Source organism: Mesorhizobium sp. CNPSo 4661 (assembly GCF_057784215.1).
The window spans coordinates 1-21247 of sequence record NZ_JBWGIO010000045.1 but is presented as its reverse complement, the minus strand read 5'-3'; the positions used below and the strand labels follow the sequence as shown (position 1 = coordinate 21247).

General features: G+C 57.0%; 17 protein-coding genes and 1 pseudogene. 8 read left to right on the top strand and 10 right to left on the bottom strand.

Annotated elements, in window-relative coordinates:
• Positions 1-321, bottom strand: a pseudogene (locus AC0YKC_RS33105) (hypothetical protein); the annotation flags it as partial.
• Between the two features lie 182 nt (positions 322-503).
• Here AC0YKC_RS33105 and AC0YKC_RS33100 point away from each other — a divergent pair.
• Positions 504-710, top strand: a complete 207-nt coding sequence (locus AC0YKC_RS33100; RefSeq protein WP_023825501.1) for a helix-turn-helix domain-containing protein — start codon at positions 504-506, stop codon at positions 708-710.
• 175 nt (positions 711-885) lie between these two features.
• On the opposite strand, the gene AC0YKC_RS33095 is transcribed toward AC0YKC_RS33100, so the two are convergent.
• On the bottom strand, positions 886-2160 hold the full coding sequence (locus tag AC0YKC_RS33095) for a tyrosine-type recombinase/integrase (protein WP_488514132.1): 1275 nt from the start codon (positions 2158-2160) through the stop codon (positions 886-888).
• Positions 2161-2617: 457 nt separating this feature from the next.
• Positions 2618-3229: a hypothetical protein gene (locus tag AC0YKC_RS33090; RefSeq protein ID WP_488514131.1), complete on the bottom strand. Its 612-nt coding sequence runs from the start codon at positions 3227-3229 to the stop codon at positions 2618-2620.
• Positions 3230-3476: 247 nt separating this feature from the next.
• On the opposite strand from AC0YKC_RS33090, the gene AC0YKC_RS33085 reads away from it, so the two are divergent.
• On the top strand, positions 3477-3716 hold the full coding sequence (locus AC0YKC_RS33085; RefSeq protein ID WP_488514133.1) for a tyrosine-type recombinase/integrase: 240 nt from the start codon (positions 3477-3479) through the stop codon (positions 3714-3716).
• A gap of 162 nt (positions 3717-3878) precedes the next feature.
• On the opposite strand, the gene AC0YKC_RS33080 is transcribed toward AC0YKC_RS33085, so the two are convergent.
• The gene (locus tag AC0YKC_RS33080; RefSeq protein ID WP_488514130.1) at positions 3879-6917 is read right to left on the bottom strand and encodes an N-6 DNA methylase; all 3039 of its coding nucleotides are present in this window, start codon (positions 6915-6917) and stop codon (positions 3879-3881) included.
• Between the two features lie 393 nt (positions 6918-7310).
• Here AC0YKC_RS33080 and AC0YKC_RS33075 point away from each other — a divergent pair, with 393 nt between their 5' ends.
• The 3 genes from AC0YKC_RS33075 to AC0YKC_RS33065 all read left to right on the top strand — a co-directional run bounded on the left by AC0YKC_RS33075 (position 7311) and on the right by AC0YKC_RS33065 (position 11454).
• Positions 7311-8660, top strand: a complete 1350-nt coding sequence (locus tag AC0YKC_RS33075) for a GmrSD restriction endonuclease domain-containing protein (protein WP_488514129.1) — start codon at positions 7311-7313, stop codon at positions 8658-8660.
• Between the two features lie 167 nt (positions 8661-8827).
• The gene (locus AC0YKC_RS33070; RefSeq protein WP_488514128.1) at positions 8828-9004 is read left to right on the top strand and encodes a hypothetical protein; all 177 of its coding nucleotides are present in this window, start codon (positions 8828-8830) and stop codon (positions 9002-9004) included.
• The gene (locus AC0YKC_RS33065) at positions 9001-11454 is read left to right on the top strand and encodes an AAA family ATPase (RefSeq protein WP_488514127.1); all 2454 of its coding nucleotides are present in this window, start codon (positions 9001-9003) and stop codon (positions 11452-11454) included. The genes AC0YKC_RS33070 and AC0YKC_RS33065 overlap by 4 nt, the downstream gene beginning before the upstream one ends.
• A 209-nt stretch (positions 11455-11663) precedes the next feature.
• Here the strand turns inward: AC0YKC_RS33065 and AC0YKC_RS33060 are convergent, their stop codons facing one another.
• Both AC0YKC_RS33060 and AC0YKC_RS33055 read right to left on the bottom strand, forming a co-directional pair.
• On the bottom strand, positions 11664-12119 hold the full coding sequence (locus AC0YKC_RS33060) for a Ros/MucR family transcriptional regulator (RefSeq protein ID WP_488514126.1): 456 nt from the start codon (positions 12117-12119) through the stop codon (positions 11664-11666).
• 334 nt (positions 12120-12453) lie between these two features.
• Positions 12454-13119 (bottom strand): DUF4760 domain-containing protein, encoded by a 666-nt coding sequence (locus tag AC0YKC_RS33055; protein ID WP_488514125.1) that lies wholly within the window; start codon positions 13117-13119, stop codon positions 12454-12456.
• Between the two features lie 512 nt (positions 13120-13631).
• Between AC0YKC_RS33055 and AC0YKC_RS33050 the strand changes: the two genes are divergently transcribed.
• Positions 13632-15029: a hypothetical protein gene (locus AC0YKC_RS33050; protein WP_488514124.1), complete on the top strand. Its 1398-nt coding sequence runs from the start codon at positions 13632-13634 to the stop codon at positions 15027-15029.
• A gap of 28 nt (positions 15030-15057) precedes the next feature.
• Here the strand turns inward: AC0YKC_RS33050 and AC0YKC_RS33045 are convergent, their stop codons facing one another.
• The 3 genes from AC0YKC_RS33045 to AC0YKC_RS33035 all read right to left on the bottom strand — a co-directional run bounded on the left by AC0YKC_RS33045 (position 15058) and on the right by AC0YKC_RS33035 (position 16979).
• Positions 15058-15837, bottom strand: a complete 780-nt coding sequence (locus tag AC0YKC_RS33045) for a hypothetical protein (protein ID WP_488514123.1) — start codon at positions 15835-15837, stop codon at positions 15058-15060.
• A 592-nt stretch (positions 15838-16429) separates the two neighbouring features.
• On the bottom strand, positions 16430-16651 hold the full coding sequence (locus AC0YKC_RS33040) for a conjugal transfer protein TraD (protein ID WP_488514122.1): 222 nt from the start codon (positions 16649-16651) through the stop codon (positions 16430-16432).
• Position 16652: 1 nt separating this feature from the next.
• Positions 16653-16979, bottom strand: a complete 327-nt coding sequence (locus AC0YKC_RS33035) for a conjugal transfer protein TraD (protein ID WP_488514121.1) — start codon at positions 16977-16979, stop codon at positions 16653-16655.
• A 172-nt stretch (positions 16980-17151) separates the two neighbouring features.
• On the opposite strand from AC0YKC_RS33035, the gene traA reads away from it, so the two are divergent.
• Entirely contained in the window at positions 17152-20148 is a 2997-nt protein-coding gene (traA, locus tag AC0YKC_RS33030; RefSeq protein WP_488514120.1) for a Ti-type conjugative transfer relaxase TraA, read from the top strand.
• Between the two features lie 129 nt (positions 20149-20277).
• Positions 20278-20490 (top strand): helix-turn-helix transcriptional regulator, encoded by a 213-nt coding sequence (locus AC0YKC_RS33025; RefSeq protein ID WP_352660648.1) that lies wholly within the window; start codon positions 20278-20280, stop codon positions 20488-20490.
• A 284-nt stretch (positions 20491-20774) separates the two neighbouring features.
• Here the strand turns inward: AC0YKC_RS33025 and AC0YKC_RS33020 are convergent.
• A partial coding sequence (locus AC0YKC_RS33020) for a hypothetical protein (protein WP_488514119.1) occupies positions 20775-21247 on the bottom strand: 473 nt, incomplete at its 5' end.

Sequence of the window (21247 nt, the reverse complement as noted above, 5' to 3'; positions counted from 1 at the left end):
GTCGTTCAGGCCTTCCACGGAATGGAGCGTTGATTCCGTACCATCGGCAAGCCGTACCTTGGCGCAGGGAAAGCCGACCGTTCTGGCGAGGTGTGTCTCCAACCTTTGCTGTTCGCGGCACAGCGCCAGTGTCTCGTTGTGGATCTTTTGCCAGTTCCCACACAGACGGAGAGCAGGATCAGCCGCGCTGCTGCCGTCCGTCAGTTCGGCGGCCCGTGACTTTACATGGAAGGGCCATGCCACGGCGGCCGTGGCCGTGCCCGCCAGCAAGCGCCGCCGGGTGACGAAAGACAAACTCATGCTATTGTCGGAATCATCCATGATCCGAGCTCCATGAAAGCTGGGGTTGTGGTTAGGTTGGACAGGTGTGACCGCACCTGTCCAACCGCTCAAGATGCTTGTCGGCATCAACGGTAGTATCAGTGTTACTATCTATGGCCAGCAAATGCAACAAATTAGTAACAGGGTTACTACGGATGGCAATAACTTCGGCCCAGTGTCGGATGGCGCGGGCAGCTCTTCATCTAGGCATTCGGGAGCTTGCTGCCCTCGCCAAGGTCTCTCCCAACACTATCGCGCGATTGGAGCGCGGCGAGGTTTTGTTCGACAACACGCTGCAGGCGGTACAAGGTGCCCTGGAGAACGCTGGCATCGAATTCATTCCAGAGAATGGTGGTGGGCCCGGCGTGCGCTTAGCCAGGCGAAATTAGAGGTGGCGTCACGCACCGCCCATTGAACTGAGCGGAAACATCTCAGCGCCACCGCTGATAATTCCGGTTCGCCCCGATCAGCGATCGATATTGCTGAACAGCTTAGCGTTCCGTTTTGCTCGCGAGCTTATCGCCTTCGGCCAGCGTTGCCGAGGCTCATGTCTTAGAGCTTTGGTCAGTTCCCGCCCCGCAAAAACGCAGCCCAATCGCTCATCATGGCGCGGCGCTTCTCAATCATGGTTTCGCGCCGGTATGCGGCCTCAACGTCGCTGTTGATGGCGTGGGCGAGCGCAAATTCCCGCATGTCTCGGGGATAGTCGGACAACTCCCCCGCCCAATCAGAAAACGTTGACCGCAGCCCATGGGGCACGGCTGGACGCTTCGAGTTCTTGTCGAGCCAGCCCGTGCGGCCCGCCTCGATCTCGCTTTCGTGCATTCGTCTCATGGTAGCGCTCAACGTCATGTCGGATAGCATGCCGCCCCGGATCGCTGGAAACACATATTCCGTGTCGGCGGCCGCGGCCTCTCTCATCGCAGTTAGGATTGTCATTGCCGCATCAGATAGCGCCACAACGTGCGGCCGCCTCATTTTCATTCGCGATGCCGGCACCGTCCACAGTTTGGCGTGCCAATCGATTTCAGGCCATTCCATGCCGCGCACTTCGCCTGATCGCGCAGCGGTCAATGTTACGAATTCCAATGCCCGTGCACCCGTGCCTTCGCGTTTGCGCAATGCTGCGAACCACGAGGGCGCGTCTTTCAACTGAACGGCGGGCTGATTATCGACTGTCGCAACCTTGCTTGGCTTGGACAACATGGCATTGAGATTGCCCTTCCACTGTGCCGGATTGTCGCCCTCGCGGTGTCCGTGTGCCTTTGCCCAATCAAGCACGCGTTCGCAACGTTGCCGCAAACGCGTGGCCGTCTCCGTCTTGGTCGTCCAGATCGGCTTAAGGATTTCGACCATGTGATGTTTGGTGACTTCGGAAACGGCAAGATTGCCGATGACGGGCATTGCATACGTGTCCAGCGTGGATTGCCATTGCTTCCGATGCTTTTCGTTCCTGAATTCCGCCAGGGTGTCGGCAAGGAATTTGTCAACGGCATCGCGGAATGTGAGATGGCGCTTTGCGGCCTCGATCGCGGCTTTGCGACGCTCGCGCTTCTCTTGAAGCGGATTGATGCCGTTGTGGATTTTCTCTTTGGTCGCCCTCGCGCGCTCGCGGGCTTCGCCCAATGATACGTCATGCCCGCCAAGACCCATTTCGCAACGCCGGCCATTGACGTTTGTTGTGCGCAACAGCCATGACCGGCCGCTGCCCGGCGTGATTTGGAGCATGAGCCCGGCAACACCGCCAACAGCAAACACAGCGTTGCGCGCTGTGGTCGATCCGGGGTGTTTCAAGTTCTTGACGGCTAGTGCTGAAAGTTCCTTCGCGATCTTCGGCATTTCTCAATCCCATCATCTTACCCGCCAAAAATAGTGGCATTGGATGATACAGATTGCAACGGCGCGAGACAGCTATTTTAGATTAAGGCATTGATATTGCCTTATTATTTTCATTGGTTGAGACGACATGAGACAGCAATATGGCTGTCGCTCTCTCCGCCAGTTCATCAACAAAATCAATAACTTATAGCCAATTTTAGAACTTACCCGCCAAAAAGCCCATCATGCAGGGTGCTATTGATTTAGACAGCATGCGACGGCATGAGGCATCCAGCCGGGGTGGAGGCTGTCCTTCGCGTCGTCCGTACCGAGTAGAGGCACGCGGACGCTTGGAAACGGCCACCATGCTTTCGCCCCGGCACCGGGAGACAGGCATGTTAAGATGAAGCAGCGCAACCTGACAACACCCCGACAGGTGTCACCCTAAGGCAGGCGTGGGAGCGCTATCGCGACGGGGCTACCTCGACCATATGACGCCGTTAGACCATTGAACCGTACGCCCGCCGCTAAGTAGCTTTGCAGTAAGCTTCCACTTGACAGCTTCGATGCGGCCGTTCGGGTGTACGAGCAGGCGCGATGACTCTTCGCATTCGTTGATTGCTATTACGTGACCACTGTTGGTTGAGGCACCAATGCGGGCAAATCCGTGCTTGCTGTGGCAGCCGCCTCCAACCACCGTCGGATATTTGCCTAGGTAGGCGAAGCCCCTTCTATTCACCCAAGCTGCGCCATCTGAAAAGAAAATCACCGAAAGCTGCGGATCGTAGGTTGCGGTGACGTTCCTCCAGTTCACAAAGCGCATGGTGCCGTCAGATTCGATCACAATTGCCGATTGGTTGCCACATTCGTTGCGCGCCCTCAGTCCAGGCGGTGCGAACGGGCTTCGTGAAATATAGATTTCCGCTGGACCGGTTGCGTTGCTGCAGCCGCGCGCCACAGACACAGCCACACCATATGATCCAATCACCATGGACTGGTCCAAGCTGGGGGTTGCTGGGAGGTCGGCAGCGAACACATATCCAACGAATGCAAATAGCGCCACAAGGCACCCGACTAGGTATCTGATCATTTGTCCCTCCACCCAAGCAGCTAGTTACGAGGCTACCCTCCTGGAATAGAAATTCAAAGATGTGTTGATGGAGCGCGGCGCGAATCCTAGGGATCAATCTGCGCAGCACGCGCGCGCGACATGGGGTTTAAGCCCCCTGCTATCGCAAGAAACGCATTCGGTATTTCCGATCAAACCATTTGGTTGGTGACAGGCACGGTCGTGCTGCTCGTGATTAGCTTTCAATTAGAGGGGCGCTGCGTTAGCGATTCTGAAAACGCTCAGAGAAGCCTCGTCGGACAAAGGGTTTGTTTTTCCGGGGGCTAAGGGCGACGGCCACTATGTCGGCACTCCGTGGATATGGTCATCGTTTCGCAAACGCATCGGCCTCTCAAAGGCGCGGCTACATGATCTGAGGCATTCGTTCGCGAGCGTAGGCGTGACAAGCGGTACCCCTCTCATGATTGTAGGAGCGCTGATAGGCCATAATGACCACGCCACGACCTAGCGATACGATCATCTGGCGGCGGACCCAGCCGAGGATATCGGTGCTGCTTGAAAAGGCCCTGAACCCGGCTACTAGCCGCGTGGCTGAGCCGATGTCAGTTGCACCCAGCCCGAGCCCGACGGCCACCCCGATGGGCACGAACGGGTAGTCAATAAATGAGGCTTAGCCCAGCAGTTCCAATACGATCTCGTTAATCTCCTCACCCTCTTTAGTCGCTGCAATGTGAGCGCGGAGATGCCGTCTCGTTGCCGCGAAATGGAGTTTGGGGTCGGCAGGAAAGGTTATCGCAATCTCTTCCGCGCGCTTTCCAAGCTCCGACAGGCGACGATGTGATGCAATCTGGGAATCATATTTTGGAATGGGCACTTCCCAGACATGCTTGTGTATATGACGCTCGTCCTTGCTGTAGGACATAAGTGGCCGCACCGCGTCAGTTGTAACGGGCGCATTCAGAACCGCGCACAGGTAGTCGGCCTCGTCTTCCGTTTCCATGGATGCCCAATAGAGTCCACTTGCGACCACAGCTCGCGAATCCTTCACTTTTGCAGCCATCAGGTGCATCCCAGCCGCATTATACACAATTCGTAATGGTGGAATTGGCAACTGATTGGACAACTTGGACTGAAAGTCCAACTGCTGCATGAGCGTTAGGCGCTCGCTTGACCGATGCTCCATCCAAAGCGCCTCGGCCCGACTCCACCATTGGTTCAGCCCGGGGTGAAGCTCGATCTGGGATGGCGACAAGATCCCACTTTTGCGCAAGGGGAGAACTACCGTTTGTGCGTCCCCCAATCGGTATGGATAGGCATTATCCCCACTGTAGAAAGGGCGAATGAATTCAGTTTCGACAACCCCATTGAGGTCAGGCAGCTGCTTCCAAGGTTTCTTCTCTTGCACTGTTCTGGAGGATCGTACCGACTTCCTGCCAGCCGGAACGCCTAGCGATGTTGCGGGCTGTTCCACGACTACGAAAACTAGCCTCGGAGCAAAGATGGCACCTTGGCTAAATGCTGGATTGTATGGCGATTTGGTCAGTTGTCCGACAAGTTTAACTTCTCCCTGCGTGCGGGTGAGGGTCTTACTAGCTTCTGTCCAGGGCATGTTCGAACCTGATAGTCGGCCGGTCCAGATTTCGGCTTTCAACGGCATCTTGCGTCCGACCCACGTGCCTTCACCTTCCTTGGTTTCCCGTGTGTGCTGTACACGCGTTCCAAAAACCACGGATGCGGCGCGCGGAAAGAAGTGTGGTCTGATACGTCGCAAATCCCACGACGGATCAAAGGCCACGGCGGCGTTACCTGAACCGTCACCATAATAGCCGCTACGGAACCCGGAGTAGTGTTCCCGGTCAATTGCGGCGTTCGGCAGCACAAGTCCGAACCTACCGTTGACCTTGAGGTAGAGCTCGCAGGCTCTGACGGCGAACAATCCCGACAAGTCCTGATGCGTCGAGAGCTCTCCGCCCGCCCAGAGGCCTCGGTCCTCACTCATCGCGCGGAATGTTGTCTGCATATCAGAGGTCATTTTGCGATATGCCAGCCACGGCGGATTTCCCAGCAGGACATCAACGCGGTTATTCGGGCGTGAAAGCCAGAGTGGGCGCGCTAAGTTCCGGACATAATAACCCCAGATGTGATCCCGACCCTCATCGTGAAGTCGGCACATTGTTTTAAAAGTCGCCTCAATTGTCGGCCTAAACTTGTCCGGCACGGCGAGACGCTGGAAAACCGCATTCAATGACGGTGCCGCCGAACCCGGCTTGCGCGCGGAAGCTTTGTTGGCCATCTCGGTCACAAGCTCATCGAACCGGGTGGCATTGTCCAATAGCGCGTCCGGGAAGGAAAGTTCGTTGCCGAAAAGGTCCTTTTTGTCTTCCACTCGAATAACCAAATTCCCGGCCGCCCAGAGATCGACGTTCTGGTCCTGCCACTGAAGGCTATCGCCGAGATATACGGGGATACGTATAGTTGCGCGATCTGGATCAAGCAGCCTTTGCCTTCCTATGGCCAACAGGTATGTGACGCGGGCCAGCGTGACAGCCACAGGATGCAGATCCATCCCAATTACATGCGCAGTAACGCCGTCGATTATTTTTCCAACGGATGTGCCTTTCGTCTCGGCCGCAGCGATGTATCTGCGGATCGCATGAAAGAGGAAGGTCCCGGAGCCGCAGGCCGCGTCGAGCACACGCGAATTCAGGGGGTCAGGCACCGTTTCTTGTACGATGATGTCTGCCAGCCAGTCGGGAGTATAGTATTCTCCAAGGCGCTGTCTCGTCTCGACACCGATAACGCTTTCATAGAGGACCTTAAGCACGTCCTGCTCGACTTTGCTCCAATCAAAGCGCGCGAGACGTTTTGAGAGGGTTCTTACGAAAACGTCGCCTCCGTCTACCTCAACAACCCAGTCAAAGAAATCCGGCTCCACCACTCCATGGATGCCGCTTTCATCGAATTTCTCGCCTGCCAGCAACGCAGCAGGATTAATTGACTGAATTGGAAGGCCAAGGACCGCATGGGCGATGATTTCAGCCGTATTCACCAGAAGGGTATGTTCGATGAACAGGTCGTCGCTGTCCTCAAACGCGGTTCCGAGAGCAGAGGTCAACAGACGAGACCAAAGCGTCCTCTTCATCTGAACGGTGGGGTTGGCCTTGCTCTGTCGGTAGAGCGATGACATTGACGCTCGATCTAGTTGGTAGGAGCTACTTCCGGAGCCGAGCCTCATCTCAATATTACGCGGAGTAGGGGCTATGTTCTGTGCGGTGGCTAGAACGCCTTCTAGCCAGACGGTAAACCTCTCCATGCCCACCACAGTCGGTTCGACCAAGATCGCTGATACTTCTCGTAGATTGCCATCAATTAGGTCGTAGCAGAGCCATTCTGTGCCATCTGTGAGGACGCCGACATACCGTAGGCCTGTCTGGTTCATCCTCAGCTCGACATATCCCGCCAACTGCTCGACCGCGTCTGCTTTTACTTTCCCCTTCCGCAGATCGCGCTTTATCTCAATGACTGTAGAACCGACCTCGACATCGATGCGCCTACGGTCGCCAGTTTGAGATTCAAGTGAGACGATTTTCACATCGTCGTCATCTAGATTGAGCGGGGCGCTCAGTATGAATTGCCGAACATCAGCCTGAATCTCAGACTCCGTCCGCTTGTCGTTGCGCCTTGCTATCCTGTCGAAGAGTTCATTCATGCCAGCTGCCCTTGGAGTCGCGCAGTTCTCATCCTGCACGGTCTGATCGGAATCAGACCACAAGATCTTACAAATTGTTGAGCCCGTCGTCGCGTACCGGAGGAAGTCCGTCTTCACCCCGGCCAACAAGGCCGCCACGAAGTGTGTGGGATTTGTTGTGCTGCAAGAAACGTGGCGATAAGTCGAGTCATTAGGGGAAAATCTGGTGATTTTGACGTGGACTTCGGCGCGCGGAAACGGGTTGCACAAACTCATTCTCCGGTCAGGGTTCTAACTCCGGTAGGGTGGGATCGGGCCATCAAGGGCAAATGGCCGCTACTCATCAAGCTTGCCGACTGTTTCTTTAGCTAAAGACAATGATATAGAGTTCGACGAAAAGGGAGGGCTGCGGCTATGGCTGATGATATTTTCGCCGACGTCGAGAATAACGCTACTACAGAACCTGAAGTCGAGGATGAACAAGGGCTTGACGAAGGCCAGCTGCAAATTCCCGAAAACCAGCGGCGCGCTATCATGCAGACGCGCGACTTCCCGCTGGTTCACTATCATCGCCTCTATCAGCAGGGCCGCCTGAACCTCAATCCGGACTGGCAACGAGATTACGTTTGGAAGGGCAAAAGGCCATCTTTCCTCATCGAGTCTTTGCTCATGCAGATACCGATTCCCGTGATATTCCTATCCCGCACAAAGGATGAGAAATACGAGGTGATTGACGGTGTTCAGCGTTTAACTACAATTTTCAATTTCTTCGAGGGTAAATTCCGACTCAAAGAGCTGGAGGTCTTTTCAGAATTAAACGGGAAGAAATTCGGTGAACTTGATACAAAAATGCAATCGCAACTTGAGGATGCAGTTATAACAAGCTTTGAGTTGTCCGAGAACACGCCTCAAGATTTACGGTTTTCGACTTTCGAGCGCATTAATACAGGCGGAATGTCGCTCAATGAGATGGAAATTAGAAATTGCATATATAGGGGAAAACTAAACGACAAGCTCAGGGAATTGGCGGCGAATCCGGATTTTCACAAAGCGATCAACATGAGGAACCTCAGTGATCGTATGCTTGATAGAAATTTGGTTCTGCGCTTTCTCGCGTTTGATCAATATAAATATGATCGTGTTACCTCCGGAATTAAGGCCTTTCTGAACCGGTTCTTCGAGAGCCATCGAAACCCGTCGGACGAAATCCTCGCAGATTTTGAGAAGCGTTTTAAGCGCGCCATGCGCAACTCCTTCACGGTGTTCGGATCGAATGCGTTTCGCATTCGCAAGACAGATCACAAGGGCGGTGGCGAATGGGCTCCAAAGCCCAATGCGTCAATCTTCCAAGTTATTGCGACCTCGCTTGCTCCGTTCGACACGGCCCAAATCGCGCAAAACGCTGACGCCATCAGGGAGGAGTATCTCGACCTGCTGCAGGATCAACGTTGGCTGGACGCCATCACGAAATCCACCGGTGATACGAAGAACATCAAATACGCCTTTGACGCTTGGACCTCACGTCTCGATGCGCTCATGGCGAGCGCTAGCGGGTTGGACCCCAAGCGAGCGTTCACCGCGTCATTAAAAAAAGAACTTTATGACACCGACAGTACATGCCGCATCTGCGGGAACGACATTAAATCTATCAATGATGCTATGGTTGATCATGTAGACCAATACTGGAGAGGCGGAGCGACGATCCCCTCGAACGCGCGTCTCGTTCATCGTGCTTGCAATCTCGCCAGACCCAAAACTGACTGACTCGTCTCTGGCAGGGGCTTACCTCACTGGGCGAAAGCTCATCAACGTCCAAGTTCTCTTGGTTGGCAGAAGAATGGTGTATGGGCGACTCGTATTACCGATTGTAAAGGTCTCATGACATCTCGTCGCGAGAATGCCTGACCGCTCAGAGCCGAAAAAGAGGCCAGATGCCAACGCTGCAGCAAAACATTGCCAACAAGTTCCTCGCAACACTTGCCGAAGGGCAGAAGGTCGATTGCGACAAGATCGAGCAGATACGGAAATTGTTAGCGAATGGCAAAAAACCGAAGGCTGACGACTTCCTGAAAATCTTCTCGGCACCTGTAGGCGGCGATGTGAAGTGATCAAGCTAGAGACCGCTCACATCGAAGAAGTCCGCGGAATCCGTAAGCTCGACATCGACTTCGGGACGGAAACCTTCGCGATTTCCGGTCCCAACGGCACCGGGAAAAGCGGCGTCATCGACGCGATTGAATTTGGGCTTACCGGGGAGATCGGTCGTCTCACCGGCAGGGGCACCAAAGGCCTGTCAGTTACCGAGCACGGGCCGCATGTGGACAAGGTAAAGTTCCCGGATGCCGCTTTCGTTGAACTGAAGGTCCTCATTCCCGCTCTTGGCAAGTCAGCTACGATCACTCGCAAGGTTTCCGAGCCCGGAAAGCCTAAGATCGTGCCTGCCGATGCCGACGTGAAGGCGGCGCTTGATGAGATTGCGGATCACCCTGAGATCACGCTCGCCCGGCGTGACATCCTACGCTTTATTCTGGTCGAGCCGACGAAGCGCTCCGAGGAAATCCAGGCGATCCTGAAGCTCGAAGAGATCGGACAAACGCGGTCAGCGCTCAACACGGCGCAGAACAAGCTCCAGACTGGCCACAAGAACACCTCTAATCTCGTGAAAATCAGCCGGGAGACGCTCCAGCGTCATCTACAGATCGCGACATTCGGGGCTGCCGAGCTATTGGCGGCGGCAAATCCAAAGCGCGAAGCATTGAGCCTTCAGAAGATTGAAAAACTGACACCCGAGACGCGGCTGGACACCGGATTGTTGGACGCGGACAAGCTGCCCGAATTCAACAAGCAATCCGTGCTGCGCGATCTCAAGGCCATGTCCGACGCGCTGGACACGCTTGCCAACGTCGGAAAAGCGGATGCGGCTGATATTCTGTCCGGCATTGCAATGCTGCAGAATGATCCTGCCTTGCTGCAGGCCCTGCAGCGGCGGTCCCTCGTCGAGAGGGGTCTTGACCTGATCGATGGCCCCGAGTGCCCGCTATGCGATCACATGTGGCCCGATGAGGCCCACCTGCTGGGCCATCTACAGGCAAAGCTCGCCAAATCGGAGGACGCGGGCAACCTTCAGTCCGCTCTGATCAAGAGCGGGACTGTGCTGGCTGGGCATGTCGAAGGATTGCTAGGCTCGCTCAGACAGACACTCATCGTCGCAAAAATTGAGAACGCCGGATCCTTCGTTGACCTGACTACCGCGTGGGGCACCGACCTGCGGGAGTTGAAAGGGCAGCTTTCAACGTTCGATGGGTTGATGGGGATAAAAGAGCGCTTGGTCGAGGGATGGTCCAGGATGCCTTCAGATTTTCTTGCAGGGCTCTCCGCGTTGCAATCTAGGATCGAAGCAAAGCCTGATCAGAGCGCGACCGTTGAAGCGCAGACGTTTCTCACAACGGCGCAGCTTCGCCTGAATGACTACCGTGACGCCCTGCGGAACAACGAGAGGGCGAAGCTCGCGAGCGATTCCGCGAAAGCCACCTACGATGCCTATTGCCGCGCCATGGAAGACGAACTGAACGCGCTCTATGACGACGTGCAGGAGGACTTCAGCACTTTCTATCGGCTGATCAATGGCGACGATGAGGCCAAATTCACCGCCAAGCTGACGCCAAGCGAAGGACGGCTCGATTTCGATGTGAACTTCTATGAGCGCGGTCTCTTTCCGCCCGGCGCGTACCACAGCGAAGGGCATCAGGATGGCATGGGTGTGTGCCTCTATCTCGCCCTCATGAAACGCCTTTTCGAGAAGAACTTCACCATCGCGCTGCTCGATGATGTTGTGATGTCAGTCGACTCGGGTCACCGCCGCGAGTTCTGCAAGCTTCTGAAGACGCATTTTCCAGACACGCAGTTCATCATCACGACCCACGACCGCCTCTGGGCTGAACAGATGAGATCGGCCGGGCTTGTCTCCGCAAAGACTTCGCTCGCGTTCCACAGTTGGACAGTGGATACAGGTCCCTTAGTCGAGTCAAACGTAGATATCTGGGATGAGATCGCTGCTGCTCTCGCTAAGGGAAAGGTGGAGACGGCGGCCCACGGGCTGCGTCACCATCTCGAATACGCCTCGCGTCAGCTCGCGGACCAGCTCGGCGCGCGCCCTGTCTTTCGGGCGGATGGCAGCTATGAGCTGGGCGACCTGCTTCCCAGCGTCCTCTCGCGTAGCAAGGAGCTATACGGCAAGGCTGCTGATGTAGCGCAATCATGGGGGAATGTCGCTGCAAAGGAGGCAGCGCTGGCGCGCAAAACAACACTTTCCGGCTCAAGTGGCGCGAGCAACGTCGAACAATGGGCCGTTAACAAGGCTGTGCATTACAACGAATGGGCCAACTTCGGAAAAAAGGACTTCGAGCCCGTCGTCGCGGCGTTCAGGGAGCTGCTTGAATGCCTTCGATGCAAGGACTGCCAGTCCTGGCTGTATGTCACGCCGCGCGGCGGCAGCCCGGAGTCTTTGCGCTGCCAATGCACCTCGGTGAGTCTGAACCTAAAGGCGAAGCCCAAGTGAGCGGTTCGGCGGGCGTCCAAGGTTCATCTTGTAGGTTACTGGTTTTTCCATCAAGACTTAAACAAGTCCCTTAGACTCAGGTTCACCTTTACGATCTTGGATAGCTTTTCCAGCAGCCCCTCTGCGGGCCTAATCTTCAATACCGTGTCGCAACCTGCCCGACAGGGAGTGGCTACTCCTGACGCAAGTGCCCACTCCCAAGAGGCTTCCTACGCCTTTGCCTTCCGCTTTGCCGGTGCCTTCTTGAGAGCTATTTTGACGCCTGCCTTGCGGCCCAGACCAATGGACTTGGCAAGGGCGGATCGCTGTGCTGCGTAGCTCGCTGCAACCATCGGATAGTCCTTCGCCAGACCCCACTTGGCTCTGTACTCGTCGGGCGTCATGCCCAACAAACCGAGGTGGCGCTTCATGGATTTGAATTTGCGCCCATCTTCCAAGCTGACGATGTAGTCAGGAAATACCGACTTCTTCGGATTGACCGCGGGAGTGAGCAATGCTGGCGGCGGGGCGACCGGCTCGATCAAGCCTGACAAGGCAGAATTGACGCTGGCAATCAAATCCGGGAGACCGGCTACCGGCGTCGCGTTGTTCTGCACATATGCCGCGACAATGTCTGCAGTCAGGCCCAGCAGATCAGCGTTCATCTGCTCGCTCGAATCGTCCATCTAATTCAGTCTCCTCATTGATGTCCCGCGTTCCTATTCGGGAAAATCAGCTAGTGCAATTGCGAACAACGATTATTCATTTGACCGTTCTTCTAGAGGCCTAGGGTTCGGGGCCAAGGGCCATTAGGCCGACCTGCCACATAACATGGCCACGTGCTGTGTTTGCCGGGTCGCCGCACGTCGAAACCGGCCTTACGGCGGATGTCGAACCCATCCACTGGGGGGCAGCCACCGTTAGACGGCCCGAGGCGACTGCTTCCATCGATCTGGTCCGACGCCAACCACTGCGCCGTACATCTCGGTCTAAGCCCGTTTGAAGATCAAATAGACCCTGCTACTTCAGCGAGCGGCCCATCAACTCCTCATGCCTTTCAGCCATCGCCAGGACAGACCTCTCACGGAATGATTCAACGGCCCTCTCATATTTCAGCGCCTCCCTAGCCAAAGCTTCATAGTTGTCAAAGACCTCACTTGCCTTGCGCTCGACCCTCATCTGCAAAACACGTTTCTCAAGTACAATCCAGGTTTTACGCAACGGGTTTCCCCAGTTATCAACCACGAGTTCTGGTGGGAGCATCTTGTACTGGACCATCACGCCTGCCAGATCAAAAGTGCGGATCACTTCGTCAGCCATTTCGCGGTCTTGGTCGCTCCATTTCTCAACGGGTTTTGAGCCAATAGCCTCCATTACGTGTCGTCTCGCGGCGATGACTTTCTCAGTTTGCAAAATGGAAAGAACTGCACTGAAAGCTGTTGCGTAAATAGTACTGCGGAGCGCGTCATGTTGGGATACGGCGTCCTGACGCTGGAAGAACAGTGTTGCGACTACACCTGCAAGCGCCAGACCGGAGAATAGCGCATTTATGCTGCCAAAAGTTTCGCCCGCAAGACCTGACGCTGGCGACACCTCTGGTAGGTTCGCAGTAACAAATGGCGTAGCGAACCACATAAGGACCAAGCAAAGAGCTATGGCGGTTATTAATAAATCGCGTTTCCTCACGCATTCCTCCTACCAAAGCAGGAATCTTACTTTATCTGGTGACCAACAGCAAACCTAGACAAGCGGCTGGCGAAGGACTGATTTTACCTTCGAACGCTCTCTGAGGCGCAGTTCGCATCGTCGCGCCTTTTTGCCGCTCGACCCACTCGACTTGTGTCGTCATCGCGCCGTAGGGCGCGCTTTAGCGCCCTACAGGCGCCCTGGCGTTTGGCGAGCCCCATGCTTGCTACCCCGACGTACACAACGACATCGTTCTTAGCAAAGGCATACACACGCACCGCTTTGGGCAGCTCTCGGTCGATGACTAACCGCTGCTCTGGCGAAAGTATCCAACTGCCGACGTGCTCAAAGCCAGCTGCCGTGAGATCGCTCACAAAAAGGGGCGGCTTGCTTGGTTTTGCAGTTGCCGCAACAGAGGTGGGAGTGGCCCATCCCCAACATTGGAGCCTGCGTTCCGAAGCACGCCGTAGGCGAACTGGTAGCGAATGCCGAGGGCACGAGCTATCTCCGCCGTGCTCATGCCCGATTTCGCCATTTCTCGTATTTTTTCGGATTTGCTCATCTCTGCAAGTTATAGCTTTGATCCAACTGAGGACAATGCAGGCATCTGGCGCATGAGAAAACCGTTCACGCCGAAGGAAAAGCGCATTCTGCTCTCCTGCGCTGAAAACATCTTCAAGCCAAAATCTCTTATCGTCCCGAAATCATTTGCTGAGATACCGCGCGACCGAACGCTCGTGCGAGAAATTCGCCTCGAGAATAGAAAGTACATTTACCTGACCGACTTCGGCCTAGACAACTTTCGAAAATCGGTGGAACTACTGGTCGATCATGACTATTTCGACGGCAAGGCGGAGTACTCTGACGTTTGGAGCGCATGGCGCAGCGTTGTCCAAGACTGTTTCTCGAAAAAGATCATGCCAGATAGCGCAGATGAGGTGCTCGATGCGATATCCGGGATAGTGTCCAAAAGAATACGCGAATACTCGTTTATTGTGCGGGTCTTCGGAGTGAATTTGGAGAAAGCGGACACTTTCAAATTCGGCTCGATGGCGGTCCTAAAAAGTCCTGTCTCGGTTCTAGATACGGCCCAAATTGCCTACGATAAGCATCCAGATCCGCCCATGTTGCAAGCCCGTGCTGGCACTTTATGGCTGCACGGTACCTCTGTGGGAACAGAAAAAATGGCGGCGCGATTGTTCGCCCAAAACGCTGCATTAATTGTTGGCCTAGTCGCAATCGCTGCGGCTGCCAGATACGAGAATGGTGCTGCAGGGTTTCGTATCGGTACGGGTATGACTCCGGAGGATGCCCCCGGCGACTCGGTTTGGATGTCTTGGAGCCAAGCCGATAACCACGTCACCACTCATTTTCCATCCCCAAGAGGCCAACCATTTTCAGTAGACACGGAGCTGGCGGATGGCTCCGATGCCATGCGAATGATCCAACTCGCAGCAACGAATTTACAGAAGAGCGACAAAACAGAGGTCGAAGAAGCGGTCGAAAGGGCGATTTTCTGGTTCTCTGACGCGCACCGAGACTCACCGCTTGTCATGAGAATTGTCAAATTTTGGAGCTGCGTGGAGGCATTCTTTTCACTGGAGAAGGACAGAGTCACACAGTCTGTTTCATCTGGCCTTGCCAGCATACTTACCTATGGCGGGTTTCGGTTCGTCCACTTCTCAGAGTACACAACGCTGAAGAAGAAAATAAGCGACCTCTACGACCTAAGATCTCTTGCAGTTCACCGGGCCGACCACAAACATATCACGGAAGAAGACGTCGCCCAGCTAAGCCAGTGGGTGGCTTGGATGATCATAGAAATTTTGCACTTGAGTTGTTCCGGCTATGTGAAACTCCACCAAATCAAGATCGAAGTTGACCGCCTGGACGCCATCAGCCGAACCTGAGGGCATGGTTCTAGCAGGGTGCAACACCTTAAGCTGGAAGTCGCGATACCAAGCCCTTGAGGCGCGTCCGCGCTACATCGAGAGTGTTAGGATCGGTTTTGGAGGACAGCGCTTCTCGTGATTTACGACCAAGGAAATAGGCGATGCGTTCCGCATTTGCGCCGCTCGGATGCGGTAGCCCGTCTAACACATTAGACCGTGCAATTGTCCCAGACTTCACGAGGTGGTTGACTCCGTCTGCCGCCTTCGGCCCAAGCGGTATCCAGACAGCTTTCGGAAGCGCTACGGCCTCCTCGCGGAGGAACTCATCGATCATACGCCTGAGCAACGGATGCGACGTCATGGGCGGCTGTCCGTTGTAGTTCGCGGATCCCACGAACACGGGATATCGCAGCGCCGAAGTGAAGTGGACTAGTTGCTTATGAGTTGACCACAGAACCGCGGTTGAGGTTATCCCTAGCCAGCCCGCCAGCCCGATGTGGTCTAGCATCGCCACAAGATTCGTGCGCATCGGACCCGAAAAGGATGCGAACGCTTTTGCGGCAGCCAACGCTGACTCGTCCGTGTCACTCGCAACTAGCCTGCGACGCAGCTCGATAAGCGCATTACCAGCTTGCCGCGCGCCCGGCGTGATGCCGACGATAACGACACGCGCTTCGCGCTCGATGTGCTCGAAAGGCGCATAGCTGACAACAACGTCTCCCGATCTCTCCAGCAGAAGCCTCCCACCAAGCGTCACATCGGAGCGCAGGGCGGCTTCGTTGGTTGAGCGAATGATCGAGGAGTAAAGGGCGAGCTTGGCAGACATGTTCGGCTTATAGCTCTGACGCAACAGGAAGCAACGCGGATAGTCGTCTCAGCTTGAATATGACGGGCTGTCATCGGCCACCGCTCGAATGTCGAGCCGCTCGCCGCACCCCTATATACTTACCGGAAGGCATGGGAGTTCTTATGAGCAAAAAAGCGGATTTTGACGGAAGCCGAAAAGCGCCATGTCGATGATGTGCAATTGGCCATCGAACGGGCCAAGTTTCCCGAGCACATCATAAGGATTTTCGTGAAGGACGAGACGGACGACGACGGTAATTCGTTGTGAACCATGACGAAATCGAAAGAGACTGAGATGCCGAAAGGCTGGAAGCCGTAAAGGGCAGCCCCCAGGACGTAAGGGCCGAAGCGCCTCGCCGACGTGATCGGCAACCTCCTCCCCGTGTCATACGCGCGCCTATAGACGTGGCAATCCGGCTAACGGCAAAGCCCGCTCTCCCGATCGAAGCCTTTGAGGTTCTAGAGCTTCAAGTCGACTGCCGGCGCGTAGCGGGCGACGCTGCGATATTTGAGGTCTCCGCGTCGCCCGCCGATCGACCCAAAAGAGTTACATTCGCCAGCTTTTCAGCCGTTCATACCTGCCCGCGTAAAGCATCTTTCCCTTTTTGAGCCCAGCGAACTCGTGCGCGTTCGGCGTCCTCTCTTTGGAGCTTCTCCGCGATCCAAAGCATCGCGCCATAGATGATGGCGCGATCATCATTGGTCAGCTCGACGATGCCTGCCTTGACGACGAGACCGCCGAGTTCGATCAGGTGTCGGGTGCGTTTGCGGCGCTCCACCTGCCAGGTGCGCATGTCATTGCGAGCCAGAATCGCTTGGAGGCGATTGTGGGTTGCCTTGTTGCGCCGGAGCGCTACGCCTGTTGCCTCCAGACGCCTGAGCAGTTCGCCGGGACCGGCTCTCGAAAAACGTCGCCCCACGCTTGGCCCATGCCTCGCGCTTTCCGGCATCTTTGGTCTCGGCGATTGCGACCAGCGCGCCGGCCAATTCGTCGGTGCCGAGTTGATCGGCTCCGGTGGCGATCACCAGTTCGCCAAGCTGCTGCACCTTTCGCGTTTTGAGTTCCCGCGCCTTGTCTTCCAGTGCCTTCAGTTCCGCGTCGAAGTCCCGTGGTTTGCGCATGGCTGTCTCCATCGATTGTCGATGCGCCGATGATAGGAGAGCGACTGCTGGAAGGCTTCAGGGTTGCCGAGACTGTCCCGGACGGGCTGGTCCATCCCGAGAATTTTTCGAGGGAGGGCGCGCTTATACGTCGTGCCGACGTGCGCTTTGCCGTGCAAATGATCTGGTCGCGATGGCGATCTATCATCTTCACGTCAAGGTCATTGGCCGCAAGGCAGGCTCAAGTGCTGTGGCGTCGGCTGCCTACCGTTCAGCGTCGCGGCTGCGCGACGAGCGCATCGAACGCAGCCACGACTTTTCCAGCAAGCGCGGTGTCGTCCATTCCGAGGTGATGTTGCCGGAGGATGCGCCGGAGGCCTGGCGCGACCGCGAGAGGCTGTGGAACGCTGTCGAGGCGTTCGAGGTACGCAAGGATGCACAGCTCGCGCGCGAGGTGGAGTTTGCTCTTCCACGCGAACTAAGCGAAGGGCAAGGCATCGAGTTGGCGCGCGACTTTGTTCAGGCCGAATTTGTCAACAAGGGCATGGTCGCTGATCTCAATGTGCATTGGGACAGGGCGGAGGATGGCAGTCTCAAACCGCACGCTCATGTCATGCTGACCATGCGGACCGCAGACGAGAACGGTTTTGGTGCCAAGGTTCGAGACTGGAATGCTACCCAGCTGGTCGAGCGCTGGCGCGAGCGGTGGGCGGAGCTGGCCAATGAGCGCCTGGCCGAACTCGATATCGACTCGCGCATTGATCATCGCAGTCTGGAAGCGCAGGGCATTGCGCTGGAGCCGCAAACCCAGGTCGGTGCTCCGGCCCAACGCATCGAGGGCAGTGGCCTTGAAGCTGGTGACATTGAAGCAGATCGCGCCGAACTGCATCGCGAGATCGCGCGCAACAATGGCGCGCGCATCATTGCCGATCCATCCGTGGCGCTCGATGCCATCACCCATCAGCAATCGACGTTCACCCGAAAAGAAATTGCGAAGTTTGCGCATCGACACAGCGACGGAATGGAGCAGTTCAACGCGGTGGTGGCAGCCATCAGCAACGCACCCGATCTGGTCGAACTCGGCAAGGACGGGCGCGGCGAAGGCCGGTTCACCACCCGACAGATGATCGAGACCGAAGAGCGCCTGCACCACGCGGCGGAACGCATGGCCGGGGACGAGCGACACGCGGTGAGTGAGGCACATCGCGAGGCAGCTCTGGCGCGGGCTGCGCAACGCGGGCTTGTCCTTTCGGGCGAGCAGACCCATGCGCTTGCGCATATCACCGATGGTCGAAGTCTTGGTGTCATTGTCGGCTTTGCCGGAACGGGCAAGAGCGCCATGCTGGGCGTTGCACGCCAGGCATGGGCGGTGGCGGGCTACGAGGTTAAAGGCGCCGCACTCTCCGGCATTGCGGCCGAGAATCTCGAAAGCGGATCAGGCATCTCGTCGCGCACCATCGCCAGCCTGGAACACGGCTGGGGACAGGGCAGGGATCTTCTCACCGCGCGTGATGTCCTGGTGATCGACGAAGCCGGCATGGTCGGCACGCGTCAGTTGGAGCGCGTGCTCTCCCATGCGGCGGACGTCGGCGCAAAGGTCGTGCTGGTCGGCGATCCGCAGCAGTTGCAGGCGATCGAGGCCGGCGCCGCATTCCGTTCGATCCATGAGCGTCATCGCGGCGTCGAGATCGGCCAGGTGCGCCGGCAGATCGAAGACTGGCAGCGCGACGCAACGCGTGACCTGGCAACCGGCAGGATCAGTGCCGCGATTAGCGCCTACGACGACAGAGGCATGGTGCATCAGGCCACGACGCGCGATGAGGCGCGAAGCGATCTGGTCGAGCGCTGGGATCGCGACAGGCAGGCAGAGCCAGACGCAAGCCGGATCATCCTCACCCACACAAACGATGAGGTGCGCGCCCTGAACCAGGCAGCGCGCGAGCGCATGCGCTTTGCCGGCGATCTCGGCGACGATGTTCAGGTCCATGTCGAACGCGGCGCAAGAACCTTCGCAAGCGGCGACCGCGTCATGTTCCTGCGCAACGAGCGCGGGCTTGGCGTGAAGAACGGCACGCTCGGTGTGATCGAAGACGTCAGCAGACAGACCATGGCCGTGCGCACCGACGACGGCAAGGACGTGCGGTTTGACCTGAAAGACTACGCCCACGTCGATCACGGCTATGCCGCGACCATCCACAAGGCTCAGGGCATGACGGTTGACCGAACCCACGTCCTGGCGACGCCGGGTATGGATGCCCATGGAAGCTACGTTGGCCTGTCGCGGCATCGAGACGGGATGGACCTGCACTACGGCGGCGACGACTTCGCGACACGGGACCGGCTTGTCCGTACGCTGTCACGTGACCGCGCCAAGGACATGGCGTCGGACTACGAGCAGATCGACCCGGAGCAGAGCTATGCAGAGCGGCGCGGCATCACCTTTCGCGAGCGTGTCGCAGAGATCGTGCGCAAGGTCGTGCCTGAAAGGCTACGCAACATGTTCGACGGCCGGCGCCCTTCGGCAGATGGCGCGCCCGACTTCGACGCCATGCGCAGGCCGGAAAGAGAGGAAGTGCGCCTCGAACCCGCCGCGCCCGCCAGGGAGATCGCCGAGGACGGGCAAGCGGCGTTACGGAAAGCCCGAACCGATGCGCTCGTGCGTCATGCCCGCGCCATGGACGCGATATTCAGCGACGAGGGCGCAGGAAACAAGGCCAGCCCGATGCGTTTGCGGGAACTGGCTGACGCCCGAATAGCCTTCGACGAGGTGCGGCCCCATGGCTGGCGCGATGCCGAGGCGGCTTATGTCAAGAGCCCGGAACTTGTCGCCGAGGCCGCCGGCGGACGGATCAACGGCGCCATCCGCGCCCTCCAGCTTGAAACCGAAATCCGCACCGGACTGGACAAAGATCCGGGCCGCCGCGCAGACCATTTCGTGGAGCGTTGGCACAAACTCGACCGCACCAGCCAGGACCAGTATCAGGCGGGTGACATGTCCGGCTACAAGGCCACGCGATCGGCGATGGGTGACATGGCCAAAAGCCTCGAGCGCGATCCGCAGCTTGAATCCATCCTCGCCAACCGCAAGCACGACCTTGGCATCAGCGTCGATTCTGGTCGGCGCCTTGGTGCGGAACTCGCATTCACCCACGGCATCGACCTCGGGCGGGGCCGGGGCATTGGACTCTAGACAGTCCTATCTGCCGCCGTCTCTGTGCCGGGGTACTATGACGCGGAAAACCCGCTTGCGCGCCCGCAAGTGTCTGTCCTCTCTTGATCAGGAGCAATCAAAAAACAACCAGCAGGAGGCAGTGTGTCCATGCGCGAACCAGACCGTATCATCCGCCTGAAAACCGTCGTGTCCCGGACAGGTCTGTCCCGGTCCACCATCTATCGCAAAATCGCCGAAGGCACCTTCCCACGCCAGATCCAGATCAGTATCCACGGTGCAGGCTGGCATGAATCCGACATCAGTCGCTGGATCACCAATCCCGTTTCGTGGCGTCCGCAAGACGAGGGCGACAAGTTGTGATCAGGGTGATGCACAATTCGCGGAAAGCTGGCCTTCACCGAGACGCAGCTGTCACGGCGGCAGGATTACTGCCGTGTCCGTCAGGCGCGCCGCCGAGGCGAGCGAAAACGGCAAACCAGAAACGATGGTCGGCCTCGCGCCTATCAAAGATGGCTTGCTCAAGCAGGGCAACTTTGGAGCGAAGCGGCCGTAACGGGCTGCCTCCGATCCGGCTTCCTTCGAAGCAGGCTGCATCCTCACCGCTTATAAGGTCCGTCAGCTAACGATTGCCCGATCGATCGCGATCATCGCCGGATCGATATTTTATGGTGGCGGCCGAGGTCATCCAGCACCGAACGGATATGAGGCCAAGGGAAATCGGCGGGATGTTCCCAATGCTCACCGTCATGCAAGATAACGAGCAGCTTGGCTAAAATGCCCTCGATGGAGGTAGCGGCTGTCTGCGGTAGATTATCCAGAAGTTCGCTTTCGGCTATTTCGGATTGCCGTATCAGTTCGTCTGCTCTCGAATAGCCGATCTCAGCATCGGCGGCATCCCAACGCGCCTGGTGTGCCGCGAAGTCGGCAACCGCCCTGTTCCATTCGACTTCAATTTCGGGAGAGTACGCGTCGTTCAGGCCTTCCACGGAATGGAGCGTTGATTCCGTACCATCGGCAAGCCGTACCTTGGCGCAGGGAAAGCCGACCGTTCTGGCGAGGTGTGTCTCCAACCTTTGCTGTTCGCGGCACAGCGCCAGTGTCTCGTTGTGGATCTTTT